18 protein-coding genes are annotated in these 16,573 nt (G+C 68.2%); 9 read left to right on the top strand and 9 right to left on the bottom strand.

What is annotated here, in order from left to right:
• The first annotated feature begins 82 nt into the window (after positions 1-82).
• On the top strand, positions 83-1,750 hold the full coding sequence (locus ACSQ9I_RS10265) for an HsdM family class I SAM-dependent methyltransferase (protein WP_436313105.1): 1,668 nt from the start codon (positions 83-85) through the stop codon (positions 1,748-1,750).
• On the top strand, positions 1,747-2,955 hold the full coding sequence (locus ACSQ9I_RS10260; RefSeq protein WP_436313104.1) for a restriction endonuclease subunit S: 1,209 nt from the start codon (positions 1,747-1,749) through the stop codon (positions 2,953-2,955). The genes ACSQ9I_RS10265 and ACSQ9I_RS10260 overlap by 4 nt, the downstream gene beginning before the upstream one ends.
• Here ACSQ9I_RS10260 and ACSQ9I_RS10255 read toward each other — a convergent pair.
• Both ACSQ9I_RS10255 and ACSQ9I_RS10250 read right to left on the bottom strand, forming a co-directional pair.
• A complete protein-coding gene (locus ACSQ9I_RS10255) occupies positions 2,952-3,239 on the bottom strand; it encodes a putative quinol monooxygenase (protein WP_436313103.1) in 288 nt (95 codons plus the stop codon). The genes ACSQ9I_RS10260 and ACSQ9I_RS10255 overlap by 4 nt on opposite strands.
• A gap of 123 nt (positions 3,240-3,362) precedes the next feature.
• Positions 3,363-4,523, bottom strand: coding sequence for a DUF4172 domain-containing protein (locus ACSQ9I_RS10250; protein ID WP_436313102.1), 1,161 nt, complete (start codon positions 4,521-4,523; stop codon positions 3,363-3,365).
• Between the two features lie 117 nt (positions 4,524-4,640).
• On the opposite strand from ACSQ9I_RS10250, the gene ACSQ9I_RS10245 reads away from it, so the two are divergent.
• The 3 genes from ACSQ9I_RS10245 to ACSQ9I_RS10235 are packed head-to-tail and all read left to right on the top strand — an operon-like array spanning position 4,641 to position 7,238.
• Positions 4,641-6,035 carry an MFS transporter gene (locus tag ACSQ9I_RS10245; protein WP_436313101.1) on the top strand — a complete coding sequence of 465 codons (1,395 nt, stop codon included), beginning with the start codon at positions 4,641-4,643 and terminating at the stop codon, positions 6,033-6,035.
• Complete coding sequence (locus ACSQ9I_RS10240) at positions 6,032-6,337, top strand: hypothetical protein (protein WP_139191611.1); 306 nt, start codon at positions 6,032-6,034, stop codon at positions 6,335-6,337. The genes ACSQ9I_RS10245 and ACSQ9I_RS10240 overlap by 4 nt, the downstream gene beginning before the upstream one ends.
• Complete coding sequence (locus tag ACSQ9I_RS10235) at positions 6,318-7,238, top strand: sigma-70 family RNA polymerase sigma factor (protein WP_436313100.1); 921 nt, start codon at positions 6,318-6,320, stop codon at positions 7,236-7,238. The genes ACSQ9I_RS10240 and ACSQ9I_RS10235 overlap by 20 nt, the downstream gene beginning before the upstream one ends.
• On the opposite strand, the gene ylqF is transcribed toward ACSQ9I_RS10235, so the two are convergent.
• Together ylqF and ACSQ9I_RS10225 are read right to left on the bottom strand one after the other, a co-directional pair.
• Positions 7,235-8,185 (bottom strand): ribosome biogenesis GTPase YlqF, encoded by a 951-nt coding sequence (gene ylqF / locus ACSQ9I_RS10230; protein ID WP_436290666.1) that lies wholly within the window; start codon positions 8,183-8,185, stop codon positions 7,235-7,237. The two genes, ACSQ9I_RS10235 and ylqF, sit on opposite strands and share 4 nt — an antisense overlap.
• Before the next feature lie 59 nt (positions 8,186-8,244).
• Entirely contained in the window at positions 8,245-9,114 is an 870-nt protein-coding gene (locus ACSQ9I_RS10225; RefSeq protein ID WP_436313099.1) for a LytTR family DNA-binding domain-containing protein, read from the bottom strand.
• A gap of 153 nt (positions 9,115-9,267) precedes the next feature.
• On the opposite strand from ACSQ9I_RS10225, the gene ACSQ9I_RS10220 reads away from it, so the two are divergent.
• Together ACSQ9I_RS10220 and ACSQ9I_RS10215 are read left to right on the top strand one after the other, a co-directional pair.
• On the top strand, positions 9,268-10,443 hold the full coding sequence (locus ACSQ9I_RS10220) for an acyltransferase family protein (protein WP_436313098.1): 1,176 nt from the start codon (positions 9,268-9,270) through the stop codon (positions 10,441-10,443).
• A gap of 83 nt (positions 10,444-10,526) precedes the next feature.
• Positions 10,527-11,117, top strand: coding sequence for a cell envelope protein SmpA (locus ACSQ9I_RS10215; RefSeq protein ID WP_436313097.1), 591 nt, complete (start codon positions 10,527-10,529; stop codon positions 11,115-11,117).
• A gap of 1 nt (position 11,118) precedes the next feature.
• On the opposite strand, the gene ACSQ9I_RS10210 is transcribed toward ACSQ9I_RS10215, so the two are convergent.
• On the bottom strand, positions 11,119-12,027 hold the full coding sequence (locus ACSQ9I_RS10210; protein ID WP_436313096.1) for an aminotransferase class IV: 909 nt from the start codon (positions 12,025-12,027) through the stop codon (positions 11,119-11,121).
• A 108-nt stretch (positions 12,028-12,135) separates the two neighbouring features.
• Here ACSQ9I_RS10210 and ACSQ9I_RS10205 point away from each other — a divergent pair, with 108 nt between their 5' ends.
• Positions 12,136-12,492 (top strand): HPF/RaiA family ribosome-associated protein, encoded by a 357-nt coding sequence (locus ACSQ9I_RS10205; protein ID WP_093102310.1) that lies wholly within the window; start codon positions 12,136-12,138, stop codon positions 12,490-12,492.
• Positions 12,493-12,501: 9 nt separating this feature from the next.
• On the opposite strand, the gene ACSQ9I_RS10200 is transcribed toward ACSQ9I_RS10205, so the two are convergent.
• From ACSQ9I_RS10200 to ACSQ9I_RS10190, 3 genes are all read right to left on the bottom strand, one after another.
• Positions 12,502-12,957, bottom strand: coding sequence for a MerR family transcriptional regulator (locus ACSQ9I_RS10200; RefSeq protein WP_436313095.1), 456 nt, complete (start codon positions 12,955-12,957; stop codon positions 12,502-12,504).
• Positions 12,947-13,360, bottom strand: a complete 414-nt coding sequence (locus tag ACSQ9I_RS10195) for a nuclear transport factor 2 family protein (RefSeq protein WP_436313094.1) — start codon at positions 13,358-13,360, stop codon at positions 12,947-12,949. Before ACSQ9I_RS10195 ends, ACSQ9I_RS10200 begins: the two co-directional genes overlap by 11 nt.
• Positions 13,361-13,463: 103 nt before the next feature.
• A complete protein-coding gene (locus ACSQ9I_RS10190) occupies positions 13,464-13,844 on the bottom strand; it encodes a response regulator (RefSeq protein WP_093102305.1) in 381 nt (126 codons plus the stop codon).
• Between the two features lie 128 nt (positions 13,845-13,972).
• Here ACSQ9I_RS10190 and ACSQ9I_RS10185 point away from each other — a divergent pair, with 128 nt between their 5' ends.
• Positions 13,973-15,004 carry an ornithine cyclodeaminase gene (locus ACSQ9I_RS10185; RefSeq protein WP_436313093.1) on the top strand — a complete coding sequence of 344 codons (1,032 nt, stop codon included), beginning with the start codon at positions 13,973-13,975 and terminating at the stop codon, positions 15,002-15,004.
• Here ACSQ9I_RS10185 and gshA read toward each other — a convergent pair.
• On the bottom strand, positions 14,982-16,562 hold the full coding sequence (gshA, locus tag ACSQ9I_RS10180) for a glutamate--cysteine ligase (RefSeq protein WP_436313092.1): 1,581 nt from the start codon (positions 16,560-16,562) through the stop codon (positions 14,982-14,984). The two genes, ACSQ9I_RS10185 and gshA, sit on opposite strands and share 23 nt — an antisense overlap.
• Positions 16,563-16,573: the final 11 nt, after the last annotated feature.

Raw genomic sequence — 16,573 nt, 5'->3', positions numbered from 1 at the left:
ACAGTGGAGGCCGTCAACCCCCTCCCAATTGCCTCGTAGACTCGCGACCCATAAACACAAATTCTTCGAGCGCCTTGCCCTCATGCCCCTGACTGCCGACATGCGACGGTCCATCGACCAGATTCGCGATTACCTTTTTGGCGGTGGCTACCCGGACCCGGTCAACAACGCCGAGCAGCTGTCCTTCCTGTTCTTCTTCTATCTCGTCGAGGGCATCGACGCCGAGGCCAAGGCACGCGCCCGCATGCTGAAGACGCGCCCCATCAGCCTGTTCGATGGCGAGTGGGAGCTCCGAAATCCCTTGAATGCCTTCGTGCCGGCCGCGCGCGAAGGCAACCTGCCCGCCACCGTGCTGCACACCGGCGAGCCGACCGTTCCGCGCAACCGCTTTCGCTGGTCGCTCTGGTCGCGCGAGCTGTCGGGCGAGGCGCTGGTGCGCTTCGTGCGCGACGAGGTGTTTCCCTTCTTCGCCGAGATCGGCGAAGCCTCGGCCTACGATTTCATGCGCGGCGCGCGCCTGGGCATCGACGATCCCACGGTGCTGACGCAGGTCATCCGCCTGGTGGACGGCCTGCGGCTCGACCAGGCCGATGCCGACACCAAGGGCGATCTGTTCGAGCACGTGCTGCGCCAGATGAAGCAGGCCGGTGAGCTGGGCCAGTTCCGTACGCCGCGCCACATCATCCGAACCATCGTCGAGATGGTCGATCCGCAGGTCGGCGAGACGGTCTACGACCCCGCCGCCGGCACCGCGGGCTTTCTGGTGGTGGCCTACAACCAGATCCGGCTCGCGAACTCCTCGCCCGGCGGCATCGCGGAGGCCGAGCTCGACGGCAAGACGCACCTGCGCGGCCTGGGCGACAAGCTCTCGGCCGACCAGCTTTCCACGCTGCAGACCGCCACCTTCTTCGGCAACGACGTCGACCCGAAGATGGTGCGGCTGGCGACCATGAACCTCACGCTGCGCGGCCTGGCCCATGTGCGCATCCTGCAGCGCAACGTGCTGACCACCTCGCTCGACGCCGGCTACAAGGCCGCACTGGGCCTGCCGGCCGAAGGCTTCCACGTGGTGCTGGCGAACCCGCCCTTCTCGGGCCGGGTCGACAAGGACCGCATCGTCGACGAGGTGAAGATCGGCAGCACCAGCGCCACCGAGCTGCTGTTCCTCAAGCACATGCTCGACAGCCTGCGCCCCGACGGCCGGGCCGCGGTGGTGGTGCCGGAGGGCGTGCTCTTCGGCTCCACGCTCGCACACCGCGAGCTGCGCCGCCAGCTGATCGAGCAGCATCGTGTCGAGGCCGTGCTGAGCCTGCCCAGCGGCGTGTTCCAGCCCTACTCGGGCGTCAAGACCTCGGTGCTGTTCTTCCGCCGCGGCGGGCGCACCGGGCACGTGCAGTTCCTGCATGCCGACGACGACGGCTACCGGCTCGACGCCAACCACGACACGCCCATCGAAGCCGACGACCTGCCCGCGCTGTCGCAGGCCTACGCGCGTCGCGATGCAGCCTGGGCGCGCTGGCAGGCGCGCGATGCGGACGCCGAGTGGACCGAGAAATGGTGGTTCGCCGATGCGGCCGCGCTGCGCGCCAACGACTTCAACCTGTCGGCCAGCCGCTACCGGCCGATGAGCCAGGCGCAGGTCGAGCACCAGGATCCGCGCGAGCTGCTCGGCGAACTGGCGGCGATCGAGGCCGAGATCGTGGAAGAGATCGAGGCGCTGCGCGCCGCGCTGGCGGAGCGCATTCCATGATGCCGGCGGCCCGCATCGCGCTGCTCGGCGAGGTCTGCGACATCAACCCGAGGTTGCCGAAGTCGCACGGCCTGCAGGAAGACAGTGAAGTCGGCTTCGTCCCGATGGCCGCGGTGAACGAGACTTCCGGCACCATCGAGCAGCGCCTGATGCGCCGCTTCGCCGAAGTGAAGAAGGGCTATACCCCCTTCGCCGAGGACGATGTGCTGTTCGCCAAGATCACGCCGTGCATGGAGAACGGCAAGGCCGCCATCGCGCGCGGCCTGGCCGGTGGACGCGGCTTCGGTTCCACCGAGTTCCACGTGCTGCGCGCGAAAGAATCCGTTCTGCCCGAGTGGCTCTACTACTTCGTGCGCCAGCAGCGCTTTCGGCGCGAGGCGCGCAGAAGCTTCACCGGCACCGCCGGCCAGCAGCGCGTGCCCGCGGCCTTCATGGCGGGCGCTGCCATTCCGGTGCCCGCGCTGGCCGAGCAGCGCCGCATGGTCGACGTGCTGTCCTGCGCGGAAAGCATCGTCCGGCTTCGGCGCGAAGCGCGCAAGAAGACCGAGCGGCTGATCCTCGCCATCCACGCCGACATGTTCGGCGACGCCGCCGCCAATCCCAAGAGTTGGCCGGTGGCGACGCTGGGCGATGTGCTCGAGCGCATCGACAGCGGCAAGAGCCCGCGCTGCCACGACCGGCCGAAGGCGCCCGACGAATGGGGCGTGCTGCGCCTGAGCGCGCTGAAGCATGCCGCCTACAACGAGTCGGACCACAAGACCCTGCCCGACAAGGAAGTGCCCGATGCGCGCTGCGAGGTTCGGCGCGGCGATCTCCTGCTCAGCCGCAAGAACACGCTGGAGCTCGTGGGCACGCCGGCCTATGTCTGGGACACCCAGGGCCGGATCCTCCTGCCCGACCTGATCTTCCGCCTCTGCCTGCGGCCCGAATCGGGCGTGCATCCGCTCTACCTGTGGGCGCTGCTGACGGCGCCGGCCATCCGAAGACGGCTTCGATTGATGGCCAGCGGAACGGCCGCGTCGATGCTCAACATCTCGAAGGAAAGGCTCCGTACGCTGCCGATCATGGTTGCGCCGCTCGCGCATCAGCAGGCATTTGCCGAACATGCGACGGCCCTGCACTCGATCTTGCTCCAGCAGCAGGCCGCGCTGGCCAATGCCGAGGCAACCTTCGAGGCCCTGCTCGCCAGGACCTTCAGACCCTAGACCAACCTGGTGTAGGCCACGATCTCCGGCGCCGCCGCGAACAGCGGCCCCGCGGCCGCGATCGCCGCGCCCACGTGCACGGTCGCCATGTGCGCATCGGCATGCGCCTTGGCCTGCCACTGCTCGACGGTCTGGAAAACGTGCGGCGCCTCGGCCTGCTGGTAGAGCTCATAGCCCATGCAACCCGGTTCCTGTCGCGACTTGGTCGCCAGGTCGACGAGGATGCCCTTGGCGAGTTCGACGACCTCAGGTTTGACGGTGATGCGCGCGAGGACGTAGTGCATGGGTAGGCTCCGGCTGGAGTGAAGGATGAGTTTGCATCTTGACTTGGTGGCATCGCGCCGCGCCCGGGATTTTCCCGCTGGCGACCGCACTGTGCGCATGTTCCGAGGCCTGTGGAAGTGAGATTAGGCGTCGCCGGGCACCAGTGCGTAGCGCGTGCCTCGCCCCTGCCCTGTTCGCGCAAGCAGCCCCCATTCGGCAAGCTGCGTGAGTTCGCGGTAGGCGGTGGCACGCGATACGCCGGTGATCGCGACGTACTTCTCCGTGCTCATGCCGCCCGCAAAGCCTGCGGGCTGGGTGTCGAAGAGCTTGTTCAGCACCTTGCGCTGGCTGGGCGCAAGTTCAGGGTGAGCCGCCTGGATGCCGAGCCGGAACGCGCTCTTGTCGGCTGCGGTCTGCATCTGGCTCAGCGTGGCAAGACATGCCTGTTCGACGCGCCCCACGAACCACAGTACCCAGGATGTGACGTCCATCTGCGTTTGGCAGGACGCACTGTGAAGATGCGCGTCGTAGCCCTGGCGGTCGAGCCAGATCTGCTGGGAGAGGCTGAACAGGCGCTGGCTGCTGCGCGTGTCCTGCGCCAACGCCAGATCGCTCAGCGCCCGGCCGATGCGGCCGTTGCCGTCCTCGAAGGGATGGATGGTTTCGAACCAGAGATGCGCCAGCGCGGCACGCACGATGCCGTCCATGCCGGCGCGAAGCTCCGCATTGTTGAACCAGTCCACCAGCAGGCGCATCTGCGACGGCACATCGCGCGAGGCCGGCGCCTCGTAGTGCACCGTGTCCGGCTTGCCCAGCCTCGGCGTGACGATCTGCATGGGCTCGGGGTGCGTGCGGTAGGCACCCGTCACGATGCGCGTGATGCCGCTACGGCCGTTGGGGAACAGCGCAGCATGCCAATCGAAAAGGCTGGCCTCGGTCAGTGGCTGCTGCCATTGCGCGACCGCGGCCTCGATCACATCCAGCGTGGCTTCGGCACGGGGTTCGCGCTGGGTCAGCCGCGCGCGACTGCTCTGCGTCAAGCCCAGACGGCGCGCGGCCGACGCGCGCACCGAATTGATCTGCAGCATTTCACCCTCGATCTGCGCGGTGGCGACGGCTTCCTGCGCCCATTCGGTGAGCTGCAGTTCGCCCAGATCGACCAGTTGAAGACCGCTCGCTACGCCGAGCATCCGTCCTTGCGCAACGCGAGCCGCGGCCAGCGCCGGCTGCAGCGCCTGCGCGTCGAACTTGAAATGAGGCCACTCGGCGGCCTGCCAGATCCACATGAAGCGCATCTTATCCATTTACGCTTCAAATTTGAAGCGTAAAGAACGGCTTTGCGCTTCATTGGATTCCTCGCACCGCATCCTTTCCCGCGTCCCGTTCGTCCTCGTCGTATGACCTACGACCCGACATTTCACGTGGCCCCCTCCCCGCGCTGGGTTCTCGCGCTGGCCTCGCTGACCTCTTTCATGATCGCGCTCGACGCGCTGGTGGTCACGACCGCACTGAGCGCGATCGGCAAGGATTTCGGCGCACCGATCGAAGCGCTGGAATGGACCGTCAATGCCTACAACCTGAGCTTCGCCGTGCTGCTCATGAGCGGCGCGGCGCTCGGCGATCGCTTCGGGCGCCGGCGCATGCTGGTCGCGGGCCTCGCGATCTTCGTCCTCGCCTCGGTCGGCTGTGCGATGGCGGGCAGCGTCGCCTGGCTGATCGCCGCGCGCGCCCTGCAAGGGGTCGGCGCGGCACTGGCGATGCCGCTGGCGATGGCGCTCTTGAGCGCGGCCGTTCCCAAGGAGACGCGGGCCCGGGCGCTCGGCATCTTCAGCGGCGTCACCGGGCTGGCCCTGATCGTCGGGCCGGCCGCGGGCGGCGCGGTGGCCGAAGGCCTTGACTGGCGATGGATCTTCTGGATCAACGTTCCGATCGGGCTGGTCGTCGCTCCGCTCATGCTGCGCCGCATCCCGGAGAGCCGCGGGCCGGCCGCCGCGCTCGACCTTCCGGGCGTGCTGCTCGCCACCGGCGCGATCCTGGGCGCGGTGTGGGGACTGACGCGCGGGCACGAGGCCGCCTGGGCCAGCTTCGAAGTGGCCGGGGCGCTGGCGGCCGGCCTGCTGCTGGCGATCGGCTTCCTGGCCTGGGAGCGGCGCGCAGTTGCGCCGATGCTGCCCCTCTCGCTGTTCCGCTCGCGCGGCTTCTCATCCGGCATTGCGGCCAGTTTTCTTTTCTACGCGCCGATGTACGGCACGGTGTTCTTCCTGCCGCAGTTTCTGCAGTCGCAGGGCGCGGGCCCGCTCGGCGCGGGGCTGCGGCTCTTGCCATGGACGGCCACGCTGTTCGTGGTCGCGCCCCTGGCGGGCAGCCTGGTCAACCGCTTCGGCGAGCGGCCGCTGGTCGTCTGCGGCGTGCTGCTGCAGGCCATCGGCAGCGCCTGGATCGCGCTGATCGCGGCGCCCGATCTTCCCTATGCCCAGCTCGTCCTGCCGCTGATCGTCGGCGGTGCCGGCGTCTCGATGGCCATGCCCGCGGCCCAGAACGCAGTGCTGAGCGCGGTGGCGCCCGTGGAGATCGGCAAGGCCTCCGGCACCTTCAACATGTTTCGCTACCTGGGCGGAATGTTCGGCATCGCGCTCCTGGTCGAGGTGTTTGCGCGCGCCGGCAGCCTGGCCTCGCCGCCGGCTTTCAGTCAAGGCTTCGCGCAGGCGATGGGTGTCGCCGCCGCACTGTCGGTGCTGGCCGCGCTCGCGGCCTGGCGGCTCCCGACAGAAAACAAGCTGTTCCGGCCTTTGCCGGAGAAAGGACTCCGATCATGAAACGCATGGTGCAATACAAGGTGAAGGCCGACCGGGTGGCCGAGAATGAAAGCTACGTCCGCGCGGTGTACGAAGCGCTCCATCAGGCCCGACCGCCTGGCCTGCACTACGCCACCTTCAAGCTGGCGGATGGCGTGAGCTTCGTCCACCTCGTTTCACATGAGGCCGCGGACGGTGCCAATGCCTTGACGGCGCTTCCCGCCTTCAAGGCCTTCACGGCGGAGATCCGCGAGCGCTGCGAGACGCCGCCGGTCACGACGGAACTGGAGGAGATCGGGTCCTATGGCTTCTTCGGCAAGTGACACGCACGACGCGATCCTCGACACGCTGGAAGAGGCGCGCCGGCAGTTCCTGGCGCTCGTCGACGAGGTGCGGCCCGAGCTGCATCGCTACTGCACGCGCATGACCGGCTCGGTCGCCGACGGCGAAGACGTGGTCCAGGACACGCTGGCACGCGCCTACTACCAGCTGTCGGAACTGAAGGAGCTGCCGCCGCTGCGCCCCTGGCTTTTTCGCATCGCCCACAACCGGGCGGTCGACCGCTGGCGGCACGATGCGTACCTGAAGACCGAGCCCCTCGACGCAGCATCCGAGATCGCGGACGACGAGGCCCGCGAGCCCGACCAGGCGCTGGCGCGGCATCAGGCCGTGCATGCCGCCCTCTCTCTCTTTCTTCAGCTCGCGCCGGCGCAGCGCGGCTGCGTGATCCTCAAGGACGTGCTGGACCATTCGTTGGAGGAGATCGCCAGCGAGCTCGAACTGAGCGTGCCGGCCGTCAAGGCCGCGTTGCACCGCGGGCGCGCGCTGCTGCGCGAGCTGTCCGAAGTCGCGCCGCCGCCAACGCCGGCGCGCGCCTTCCAGCCGGCGCTGGTGCGCTATGCAAGCCTGTTCAACGCCCATGACTGGGACGGCGTGCGCGCCATGCTCGCCGACGAAGTGCGGCTCGACCTGGTGTCGCGGCGCAAGGCGGCAGGCCGGCGCGACGTGGCGCCCTACTTCGGCAACTACGCCAAGCTCCCCGACTGGCGCCTGGTGCCGGGCTGGCTCGACGGCCGCGAGGTGCTGGCGGTTTTCTCCCCGCCGGGCGCGGTGCGGCCGAACTACTTCATCGAATTGAGCTGGCAGGACGATCGGGTGAGCGCAATCCGCGATTTCTACTACGTGCGCTACATCGCACAGGAAGCGCAGATCGAATTCGACTAGGGCCTCTCGGGCGGGCTGTCTTCCTGCTCGGGAGGGCGCTTCTTGCGCGAGCGCGCTTCCTTCTTCGCCCGGCGCTCCGCATCCAGCAACTGCCCCGCCGCGAGCCACCCGGCAAACTCCTGCGGCGTCTCCAGCGTGATGCGGCCCATGTTGCCGCTGCGGAATTCGTGCATCACGACCTCGGCCGCCTTCTGCAGGTTCACGCGGCCCCGGCCGAGCAGCGCGCCGCGCTTGCGGCCGATGGCTTCGAGCACCTGCTCGTCGCGGAAGCCCTCGATCGATTCGAGCTTGAAGCGCGCCTCGACCAGGCCCGCGTAGTCGCGCTTCAGGTAGCCGAGCAGTTCCAGCGCCACCTCTTCCTCGTCGAAGGCATTGCGGCCGATGGCGCCGCTGGCGGCCAGGTTGTAGCCGCTCTTGGCCACGATGATGCGCGGCCACAGCATGCCGGGCGTGTCCCAAAGATAGAAGTCGTCGGCCAGCACGATGCGCTGCTCGAGCTTGGTGATGCCGGCCTCGTCGCCGGTCTTGGCCTTGCGGCTGCCGGTCAGCGTGTTGATCAGCGTGGATTTGCCGACGTTGGGAATGCCGCAGATCAGCACGCGCATCGGCTTGGCCATGCCGCCGCGGTTCGGCGCGAGTTCGTGGCAGGCGTCGATCAGTTGCCGCGCCGGCGCGGTCTGGCTGGCATCGAGGCCGATCGCGCGCGTGGCCGGCTGCGCGTTGTAGTGGGCCAGCCAGAGCGCGGTGCGTTCGGGATCGGCCAGGTCCTGCTTGTTGAGCACCTTGAGGCCCGGCTTGTGGCCGGTGAGTTCGGCCAGCATCGGGTTGGCGCTGGAGCCCGGCAGGCGCGCATCGAGCAGCTCGATGACGACGTCGATGTCCTTGATCCGTTCGGCGATGGCCTTCTGGGTCAAGTGCATGTGACCGGGGAACCACTGGATGGCCATCGGGAATGTTCTTTCTCTTGCTGCGGGAAGGCCTGCGATTGTCGCCGCGGGCCCGAAGCTCAGGCCCGCAGCGCGTCGCGGTAGCGCCGGCTGCAGGGGATCTGCGTGCCGTCGCGCATGTGCAGCCGGGCGTCGCCGCCGTCGAGCGGCTCGATCTCGGCCACCCGGTCCAGGTTGGCCGCGTAGCTGCGGTGCACGCGCGCATAGCGGGCCGGATCGAGCTGGGCCAGGAAGTCGGTCAGCGTGGCGCGCAGCAGGTAGTCATGCCCGTTGACGCGCAGGCCGACGTAGTTGCCCTGGGCCTGCAGCCAGTCGATGTCGCTGGCCGCGATCAGGAACTCGCGCCTGAGCTTGCGCACCAAAAAGCGCTCGGGCCGCTGCGGCGCCGCCTCGGGCGCGGGCGGCGCGGGCTCGGCCGCACCCTCCGGCGCATCGAGCACGCGCGCCTCGCCCTGCAGCCGCAGCATGAAAAGCCGGTAGCCCAGCAAGGTCACGAGGAAGAGCGCGTAGGTGCGCACGTCCTTGAGGTACTCATAGAACCACTTCTCGGCCCAGGGGCCGAAGTCGTACTGGCTGCCGGCCAGCGCATAGACCGCATGGCGCAGCGCCACCATGCCGGCCACATGCACCAGGCTGAAGACCACGCTGCCGGCCAAGTGCCAGGCCCAGTTGCGGCCGAGCGTGGCCAGGTTGAGCGGGAAGCGGCGCTCGAAGGCGAACACCGCCGGCACCAGCGCGAGCAGCACAAGATGACTGGAAAGCTCCCAGGCCACCGGCTGCCACAGGGGCACCTCGCGTCCCAACTTGCCCGCGTCGACCACGGCGACGGCGGTGTTGAAGACCGCCTGCAGCACCATCACGATCACCCAGAAGGCGATCTCAGCCCGCCGCCGATAGGGCTGGTAGCGTTCGAACAGGTTCTTCGGCATGGCGGGATTCTCGTGAATCCGGATCGGGACGGCCGAATTTCGTCCCTCCGGAGCCGCCGCTCGTCACAAAGCGCCGGCGGATCGTCCCCTGGCCGCCCCTGCGCACCGAACCGCACGCCACCATGGCCGCCTTGCCATCCAAGGAGCCGGACCATGAGCACCGACCGACGACACGACATCGATGCGCTGCGCGCGCTGGCCTTCCTGCTGCTGATCCTCTACCACGTGGCGATGTACTACGTGGCCGACTGGCCGTGGCACCTCAAGAGCCCGCATGCCGCCCACTGGCTGCAATGGCCGATGCAGGCCGTCAACATCTGGCGCATGGACCTGGTGTTCCTGGTGTCGGGCGTGGCGCTGGGTTTTCTGTTGCGCGGCCAGGAGCCGCTGCGCCTGGTTGGACAGCGTGCGCTGCGGCTGCTGCTGCCGCTGGCGATCGGCATGACGGTGGTGGTGCCCTACCAGGCCTACGCCGAAGCCGTGGCCAGGGGGCTGGTGGCGCCGGGATTCGGCGCCTTCATGGCACGCTACCTCGCGATGGGGCCCTGGCCCAAGGGCGCCTTCGCCGGCTCCGATTTCGGCATGACCTGGAACCACCTGTGGTACCTGCCCTACCTCTTCGCCTACACGGCGCTGGTGGCGCTGCTGCTGCCGGTGCTGCGATCGGCCGCCGGACAGCGGCTGCGCGCCGCCTTCACCGGTCTGCGGCGCTGGCGGCTGCTGGTGCTGCCGGCCCTGCCGCTCGTGCTCTTCACGCTGGTGCTCGGGCCGCGCTTCCCGGCCACCCACGACCTGATCCACGACTGGTACCTGCATGCCCTCTACTTCACGGTCTTTCTCTACGGCTACTGGATGGGCATCGATGCCGGCCTCTGGCGCGAGCTGGCGCGGGTGCGCGGCTGGGCGCTGGCGCTGGCGGCGGCCCTCCTCGTCGCCTACTTCGCGCTGAAGCTGGCCGGCGCCGATATTCGGCTGTTGCGCGTGCTGCGCGCGCTCTACCTGTGGAGCGCGCTCGCGGCCATCCTGGGCTTCGCCCATCGTTACCTCGACCGCCCCTGGCCCTGGCTGGGCTGGGCCAACGAGTCGGTCTACCCCTGGTACATGCTGCACCAGACGCTGATCGTTGCCGGCGCCGTCGCGCTCGCGTCATGGCGGCTCGGCCCGGTGCTGGAGCCGGTCTTGCTGGTGGCACTGACGGTGCTCGGCTGCTGGGCGCTGAGCGACGGGCTGATCCGCCGCATCGGCTGGCTGCGGCCGCTGTTCGGGCTCAAGCAGCGCGCCCCTGCGGCCGGCGATCGGCCGCGATTTCGAGACTTTGTAGCACGCTGAGTTGTAACAACGCCTCTAGAATCCCTCGCGCTGCGCGCCACCCCGGCTCGCAGCGCCCAATAACATCCAACGAGGGAGTTCCGATGTTCCAGCGCTTCGCCCTGGCCGCCGTCCTGGCGGCCACCGTTCCCCTGTCCGCCGCTCACGCCCAGCGTCCTGCGCCGCCGCAGGGTCCGATGATCCAGGGCTACCTGTGCTGCAACATGCGCAGCTACGGCAAGCAGATCAGCGACATCAACTACGACGAGCAGGGCATGAGCATCGTGGCCGCGGGCACGCCCGCGCGCATCACCGGCTACGACTTCCGCTGGGTCGACCTGGACATCGGCGGCCGTCCGCAACGGCTCAAGAACGACTACAGCCGCGACATCCCGACCACCGCGTTCGGGCAGCGCTACGTCGTGACCGAGGACCCGAAGATCAAGCTGGTCGGCTACCCGGAGAAGACGCGCGCAGCCATCGCGGCGATGAAGGTGACGCCCGGCATGACGCGCGAGCAGGTGCTGATGGCGCTGGGCTACCCCGTCAGCAGCGAGAACCCGAAGCTGGACGCCCCCGTGTGGCGCTACTGGCTCGATACCTGGGCCGAATACCAGGTGATGTTCGAGCCGGGCGGCACGGTGAAGACCATCGTGGGCGATCCGGCGACGCTGAACCGGGTCTCGCTGCCCTGATTCACCGGCCGTAATCGATGGGCCGGCTGTAGGCCGGGTCGCGGTGCCAGTCCCAGTAGGTCTGGAGCAGGCGCTGCGTCACCGGGCCAGGCACGCCGTCGCCCAGCACCTGGTCGTCCACCCGCGTCACCGGCAGCACGCCACCACCGGAGGTGCTCAGAAAAGCTTCGTCGGCGCTGCGCAACTCCTCGGCCGGCAGGTCACGCAGCTCGACCCGCATGCCGAGCGTCTCTGCGATCTCGATCACGGTGCGCCGCGAGATGCCTTCGAGCACGCCGTCCTTCGGCGTGACGACGGTACCGCCGCGCACGCCGAAGACGTTGAAGCCCGGACCTTCGACCACGTTGCCGGCCGCATCGGTCAGCACCACGGTGTCGGCGCCCGCATCGAGCGCGCCCAGGAGGCCCATGGTGAGGTCGTTCCAGTGGTAGTTCTTGGCCTTCGGATCGACCGAGCTCGCCGGGATGCGCTGCACCTCGCTCACTTTCAGGTGCAGGCCGCGCTCGCGCTGCACCTCGTTGGCGATCCACACGAAGGGCACAGCGAAGGCGTAGAAGCGATTGACCGCCTGGCGCGGATCGCGCGAGCCCCAGGGCGGCTGGCCGCGCGTGACGATCATCTCGACATAGGAATGCCGCAGGCCGCTTCTGCGCACGCATTCGGTCAGCACCTCGGTGATCTGCGCCGTCGTGAGGCCGGGGTCGAGCCGGAAGCGCTCGCAGCTGCACATGAAGCGCTCCAGATGCGCATCGAGCCGGAAGAAGGCGCCTTCCCACACGGTGACCACGTCGTAGGTGGCGTCGGAGCGCAGAAAGCCCCAGTCGGTGATGGGGATGGCGGCCTCGGCGATGGGCACGTAGTTGCCGCGTACGAAGGCAACACCGCCGGAAAGGTCGGGCACGGAGGGCATGACTTGGAAACTCCTTCGGTCGCATGCTCCAAATGCTTACGCACGGAGCCTGGGTTGGGCGCAAAGTCGGTCTTGTTCATCAGCAGATGAGCGCGAAAGGTACCTGACATGCAGATACAAGTGAACACCAGCAACGGCGTCGAGAACAAGGATGCCCTGGAACGCTGGGCCAATGAGGAGATCAGGCATGCATTGAGCCGTTTCGCGGCCGACGTGACGCGGGTCGAAGTGCACCTGAGCGACCAGAACCATGATGCCAGCGGCGGCGGCGACAAGCGCTGCGCGATGGAGGCGCGCCTCGCGCGCCATCAGCCGGTGGCCGTGACGCAGCACGCGCCGAATCTCGATGAGGCCTTCCGCGGTGCGGCCGACAAGCTCAAGCGCGCACTGGACAGCGCGCTGGGCCGCCTCAGCAAGCACGGGCGCGAATCGATCCGCAAGGACGGCGGCGCGGTCGTCGAATGAGCGCCAGCTTCATCGCTTCCTGATCGCGGGCGCGGGCAGCGCCTTCTTGCGCACGGCGCGCGGCGTGTCGGCCGGGATCAGCGGCGGCCGCTGGCCGGTCTGCATCCAGGCATCGTAGAAGTCGATCTTCTTGTCGACCAGCGTCAGCGCGCGCCGCCATTCGGCGATGGTGGTGTTCACGCGCTCGCGGTGGCCGGCCAGCATGTCGCGGCGCTGGCGCAGCGTACGGCTGCCCTGCATCACCAGCGCGGTGTACTCGCGCATCTCGGCGATCGACATGCCGGTCGCGCGCAGCCGCTCCATCAGGTCGAGCCAGCTCACGTGCAGCTCGCCGTAGACGCGCCGCCCGCCTTCGTCGCGCGCCACGCCGGGCACCAGGCCCTGCGCCTCGTACCAGCGGATGGCATGCACGCTGCGGCCGGTGCGCGCGGCCAGCTCGCCGATGCGAAAGGCGCTACCCGGCACGCGCCGGCGCCTCCAGCGCTTCGTCGACGAGCGCGGTGTCGAGGTACTCCGTGAGCTCGACCACCTTGCCGCCGGCCAGCCGGTAGATGAAGCAGTACTGGTTGTCGTAGCGCTTGCCGAGCTTGGTGGCGACCTCGCCGTTGCACTGCACGACCACGAAGTCGTCTTCGGCGATGAAGCGCTCGGCCGTGTTGAGGTAGCGGCCTTCGAATTGCGCGTACAGGGGCTTGAGCAGTTCGTTCTGCACGACCTGCTTGCCCTTGTAGGTGCGTGACCAGGACGTGCGCCCCTTCATGATCCAGCTGAAGTCCTCGGCGAGGCTGTCGACGAAAGGCTTGCCGTTGCCCTTGGCGAGCTCGGCGTGGATGCCCTGGATGAATCTCTTGTTCTCGATGGCGTTCATGGCGTATTTCCCGTGTTCACCGGACGACCCGGTGAAACCATTGGAAATGCTCCAGCGCACTCTAGGTCAAGAGCGATTTTTCCGCCAGGGCGGAAGCCGGGCCTCAGTCGTTGCGGCGACTCAGCTTCTCGCAGTAGTCGAGCAGCAGTTCGATTTCTGCCGACTTGTCGAAGAAGGCGTCGGCGCCCAGCGCCTTGGTGCGCGCCCGCATGTCGGGCGTCGCGTAGTTGCTCAGGACCACCACCTTCTGATGCCTGGCCCTCTCGCGGCAGGCACTGACGACACCAAGGCCGTTGCCCTGGTCCAGGAACAGGTCGACGATGGCCACGTCCCAGCTGTCGCGATGATTGCGCAGCCAGTCCACCGCCTCGGCCTCCCCGCTCGCATGGGCGACGACGGTGGCATCGGCAATGTCTTCGAGGAATCCGACGAGGTTCTCGCGAATCACGGCGTTGTCTTCGACCAGATAGGTCTTCGTTGTCATTGGGGGCACATGTGAATATGGATGCTTGATGTCATGATGAGCTGCGATTTCAGCGCCGCGGTGAGCCATCTCGGCCAATGCAGGTAGGCATAGACCTACCCGATTAGCACGGAAGTTCTTCAATAAGCATGGCAACAACACGCTTCGTAGATGTCCAGGCGCTTTCCGGCCTGGTTCAGGCCCTCGGAACATCCCGCTTCCTGGAGGCGCTGGCCGACACCATCAGGGAAGATTTCCTGCGCTGGCCCGAGTTCGACAAGTCGGCCCGACTGGCCAGCCATTCGGCGCTCGGCGTGATCGAGCTGATGCCGGTGTCGAACGGACAGCGCTACGCCTTCAAGTACGTCAACGGCCACCCCGGCAACACGGCCCATGGCCTGCCGACGGTGATGGCCTTCGGCGTGCTGGCCGAGGTGCAGACCGGCCTGCCTGTGCTGCTGTCGGAGCTCACGCTGACCACCGCGCTGCGCACCGCCGCCATGTCGGCCCTGGCCGCGCAGGCCGTGGCGCGGCCGGGATCGCGCCGCATGGCCCTCATCGGCAACGGCGCCCAGAGCGAGTTCCAGGCCCTGGCCTTCCACGCGCTGCTGGGCATCGACGAACTGCGGATCTACGACATCGACGCCCAGGCGATGGACAAGCTGGAGCGCAACCTGGCGGCCTGGCCGGCCCTGCGCGTGCGGCGTGCCGCGAGCGTCACCGAAGCGGTGCGCGGCGCCGACATCGTCAGCACGCTGACGGCGCGCAAGGCGCGCGCCACCATCGTCACGCCCGAGATGCTCGAGCCCGGCATGCACCTCAACGCGATCGGCGGCGACTGCCCGGGCAAGACCGAGCTGCATGCGGAAGTGCTGCGCGCCGCGCGCGTGTTCGTCGAGTACGAGCCGCAGACCCGGATCGAGGGCGAGATCCAGCAGATGGCGGCCGATTTTCCGGTGGTCGAGCTGTGGCGCGTGCTGGCCGGCGCCGAGGCCGGCCGGCAGAGCGAGGACCAGGTGACGGTGTTCGACTCGGTGGGCTTCGCGCTGGAGGACTACTCCGCGCTGCGCCTGATCCACGCGCTCGCGCTGCAGCATGGCGCAGGACAGGACATCGCGCTCGTGCCGTCCGCGGGCGACCCCAAGAACCTGTTCCGCCTCACCAGGCCGCGGGCTGGCTGACGGCGAGCGGCGGCATTTCCGCCCAGTGGTTCTTGAAGCCCAGGCGCGCCGGCGAGACGTACTGCTCGCGGTAGATCTCGAAGGGCATGCTGTCGTTCGCCTCGATCTCCTTCTGGGCATCGATCGAACTCTGCGTCATGCGTTCGAAGTTCGCGCGTTCTTCGGCGGAAAAGGGCAAGGCCAGCAGCTCGGTGCGCGTGCGTTCGGACTGCGCCCGCACGAAACTGATGAAGGAGTTGTCGTGCGCGCGCGCCATCGCCTCGAGCACGCGCGCAGAAGGCAGGGTGGCCGGGTCGGCCAGGCCTTTCTCTGCCGCGCGCACCGCTTCGGCATGCCGGGTGCCACCGTGCGCGGCGTCGAGCGCGGCGGCGATCGGGCCGAACTGCTCCAGCAGCTCGGCGCCCCATTCGGTGAGCGCAACGTCGCGCCCGCCGCGCTGCAGCTTGAGGCCGGGCGCGCGGCCGCGTGCAGCCGTGAGGTGCTGGTTGTGGGCCAGCTCGGCAATCTCCTCGCGCGTGTCGGGCGGGCTGTCGGCCAGCAGGCAATGCAGCAGGAACACGTCGAGAAAGCGCATGGTGGGCGCGGCGATGCCGATCGGCTCGAAGGGGTCGAGGTCCATCAGGCGGACTTCCACATACTCGACACCGCGCTCGCGCAGCGCATGCAGCGGCCGCTCGCCGGGGTAGATCACGCGCTTGGGACGGATGGTGCCGTAGAACTCGTTCTCGATCTGCAGCAGGCTGGTGGCGAGCTGGTTGTAGTCGCCGCCGGGATTGCGGATGCCGATCGCCTCGTAGGCCGGCCAGGGCCGCGTGAGCGCGTCCTGCAGCGAGGCGCCGTAGCCGTCGAGGCTGTTGTAGCTCACCGCCAGCGAGGCCTGTGCCTCGCTCTGGTAGCCCAGCCGCCCCATGCGCAGCGAGGTGCCGTGCGGCATGTGCATGCTGCCTTCGCCCAGCGGCTGTAGCTCGTGCGGCCGCCCGGCCACGAAGCTCGAGCACAGCGCCGGCGAGGCGCCGAACAGGTAGAGCAGCAAAAAGGCGTGGCGGCGGAAGTTGCGGATCAGCGCGAAGTACTGCTCGCTCGACACCTCGGGCAGCGACCAGTTGTAGTGGATGCCCGAGATGGTCTGCATGCGCCGGCCGTAGCGGTGGCTCAGGCCCATGCGGTAGACGCTCTTGGCGCGCCCCACGTTGGAGGCGCCGTAGCGCCCGATCGGAATGGTCTCGTCGGCCGGCAGGCCGCAGGGCATGCTCGAGACCCAGAGCCGTTCGTCGCCGGCTTCATGAAGCACGCGGTAGGTGAACTGGTGCACCTGCGTGAGCTCGGCCAGGCAGGCCTCCACGTCGGTGTGCACGCCGGTGATGAGCTCGAGCTGCGACTCGCTGAAATCAGTGGTGATGTGCGGGTGGGTGAGCGCCGAACCGAGCGCCGCCGGATGCGGCGTCAGCGCCAGCGTGCCGTCGGGCTGGGCACGCAGGCTCTCCTTCTCGATGCCTCTACGGACTCCCTTCAGTCGCGCGGGTGTGAGCGCTCCCAGGCGCTCGTGCAGTTTGCTCATGTCGTTATGAC

This window comes from Variovorax sp. LjRoot84 (assembly GCF_964254305.1).
Lineage (GTDB): Bacteria > Pseudomonadota > Gammaproteobacteria > Burkholderiales > Burkholderiaceae_C > Variovorax.
This window is presented reverse-complemented; position numbering and strand designations above follow the sequence as displayed.

Coding starts and splice junctions, on each gene's coding strand:
- ACSQ9I_RS10265 (WP_436313105.1), top strand. CDS start 83: ATGCCCCTGACTGCCGACATGCGACGGTCCATCGACCAGATTCGCGAT.
- ACSQ9I_RS10260 (WP_436313104.1), top strand. CDS start 1,747: ATGATGCCGGCGGCCCGCATCGCGCTGCTCGGCGAGGTCTGCGACATC.
- ACSQ9I_RS10255 (WP_436313103.1), bottom strand. CDS start 3,239: ATGCACTACGTCCTCGCGCGCATCACCGTCAAACCTGAGGTCGTCGAA.
- ACSQ9I_RS10250 (WP_436313102.1), bottom strand. CDS start 4,523: ATGGATAAGATGCGCTTCATGTGGATCTGGCAGGCCGCCGAGTGGCCT.
- ACSQ9I_RS10240 (WP_139191611.1), top strand. CDS start 6,032: ATGAAACGCATGGTGCAATACAAGGTGAAGGCCGACCGGGTGGCCGAG.
- ACSQ9I_RS10235 (WP_436313100.1), top strand. CDS start 6,318: ATGGCTTCTTCGGCAAGTGACACGCACGACGCGATCCTCGACACGCTG.
- ylqF (WP_436290666.1), bottom strand. CDS start 8,185: ATGGCCATCCAGTGGTTCCCCGGTCACATGCACTTGACCCAGAAGGCC.
- ACSQ9I_RS10225 (WP_436313099.1), bottom strand. CDS start 9,114: ATGCCGAAGAACCTGTTCGAACGCTACCAGCCCTATCGGCGGCGGGCT.
- ACSQ9I_RS10220 (WP_436313098.1), top strand. CDS start 9,268: ATGAGCACCGACCGACGACACGACATCGATGCGCTGCGCGCGCTGGCC.
- ACSQ9I_RS10215 (WP_436313097.1), top strand. CDS start 10,527: ATGTTCCAGCGCTTCGCCCTGGCCGCCGTCCTGGCGGCCACCGTTCCC.
- ACSQ9I_RS10210 (WP_436313096.1), bottom strand. CDS start 12,027: ATGCCCTCCGTGCCCGACCTTTCCGGCGGTGTTGCCTTCGTACGCGGC.
- ACSQ9I_RS10205 (WP_093102310.1), top strand. CDS start 12,136: ATGCAGATACAAGTGAACACCAGCAACGGCGTCGAGAACAAGGATGCC.
- ACSQ9I_RS10195 (WP_436313094.1), bottom strand. CDS start 13,360: ATGAACGCCATCGAGAACAAGAGATTCATCCAGGGCATCCACGCCGAG.
- ACSQ9I_RS10190 (WP_093102305.1), bottom strand. CDS start 13,844: ATGACAACGAAGACCTATCTGGTCGAAGACAACGCCGTGATTCGCGAG.
- ACSQ9I_RS10185 (WP_436313093.1), top strand. CDS start 13,973: ATGGCAACAACACGCTTCGTAGATGTCCAGGCGCTTTCCGGCCTGGTT.
- gshA (WP_436313092.1), bottom strand. CDS start 16,562: ATGAGCAAACTGCACGAGCGCCTGGGAGCGCTCACACCCGCGCGACTG.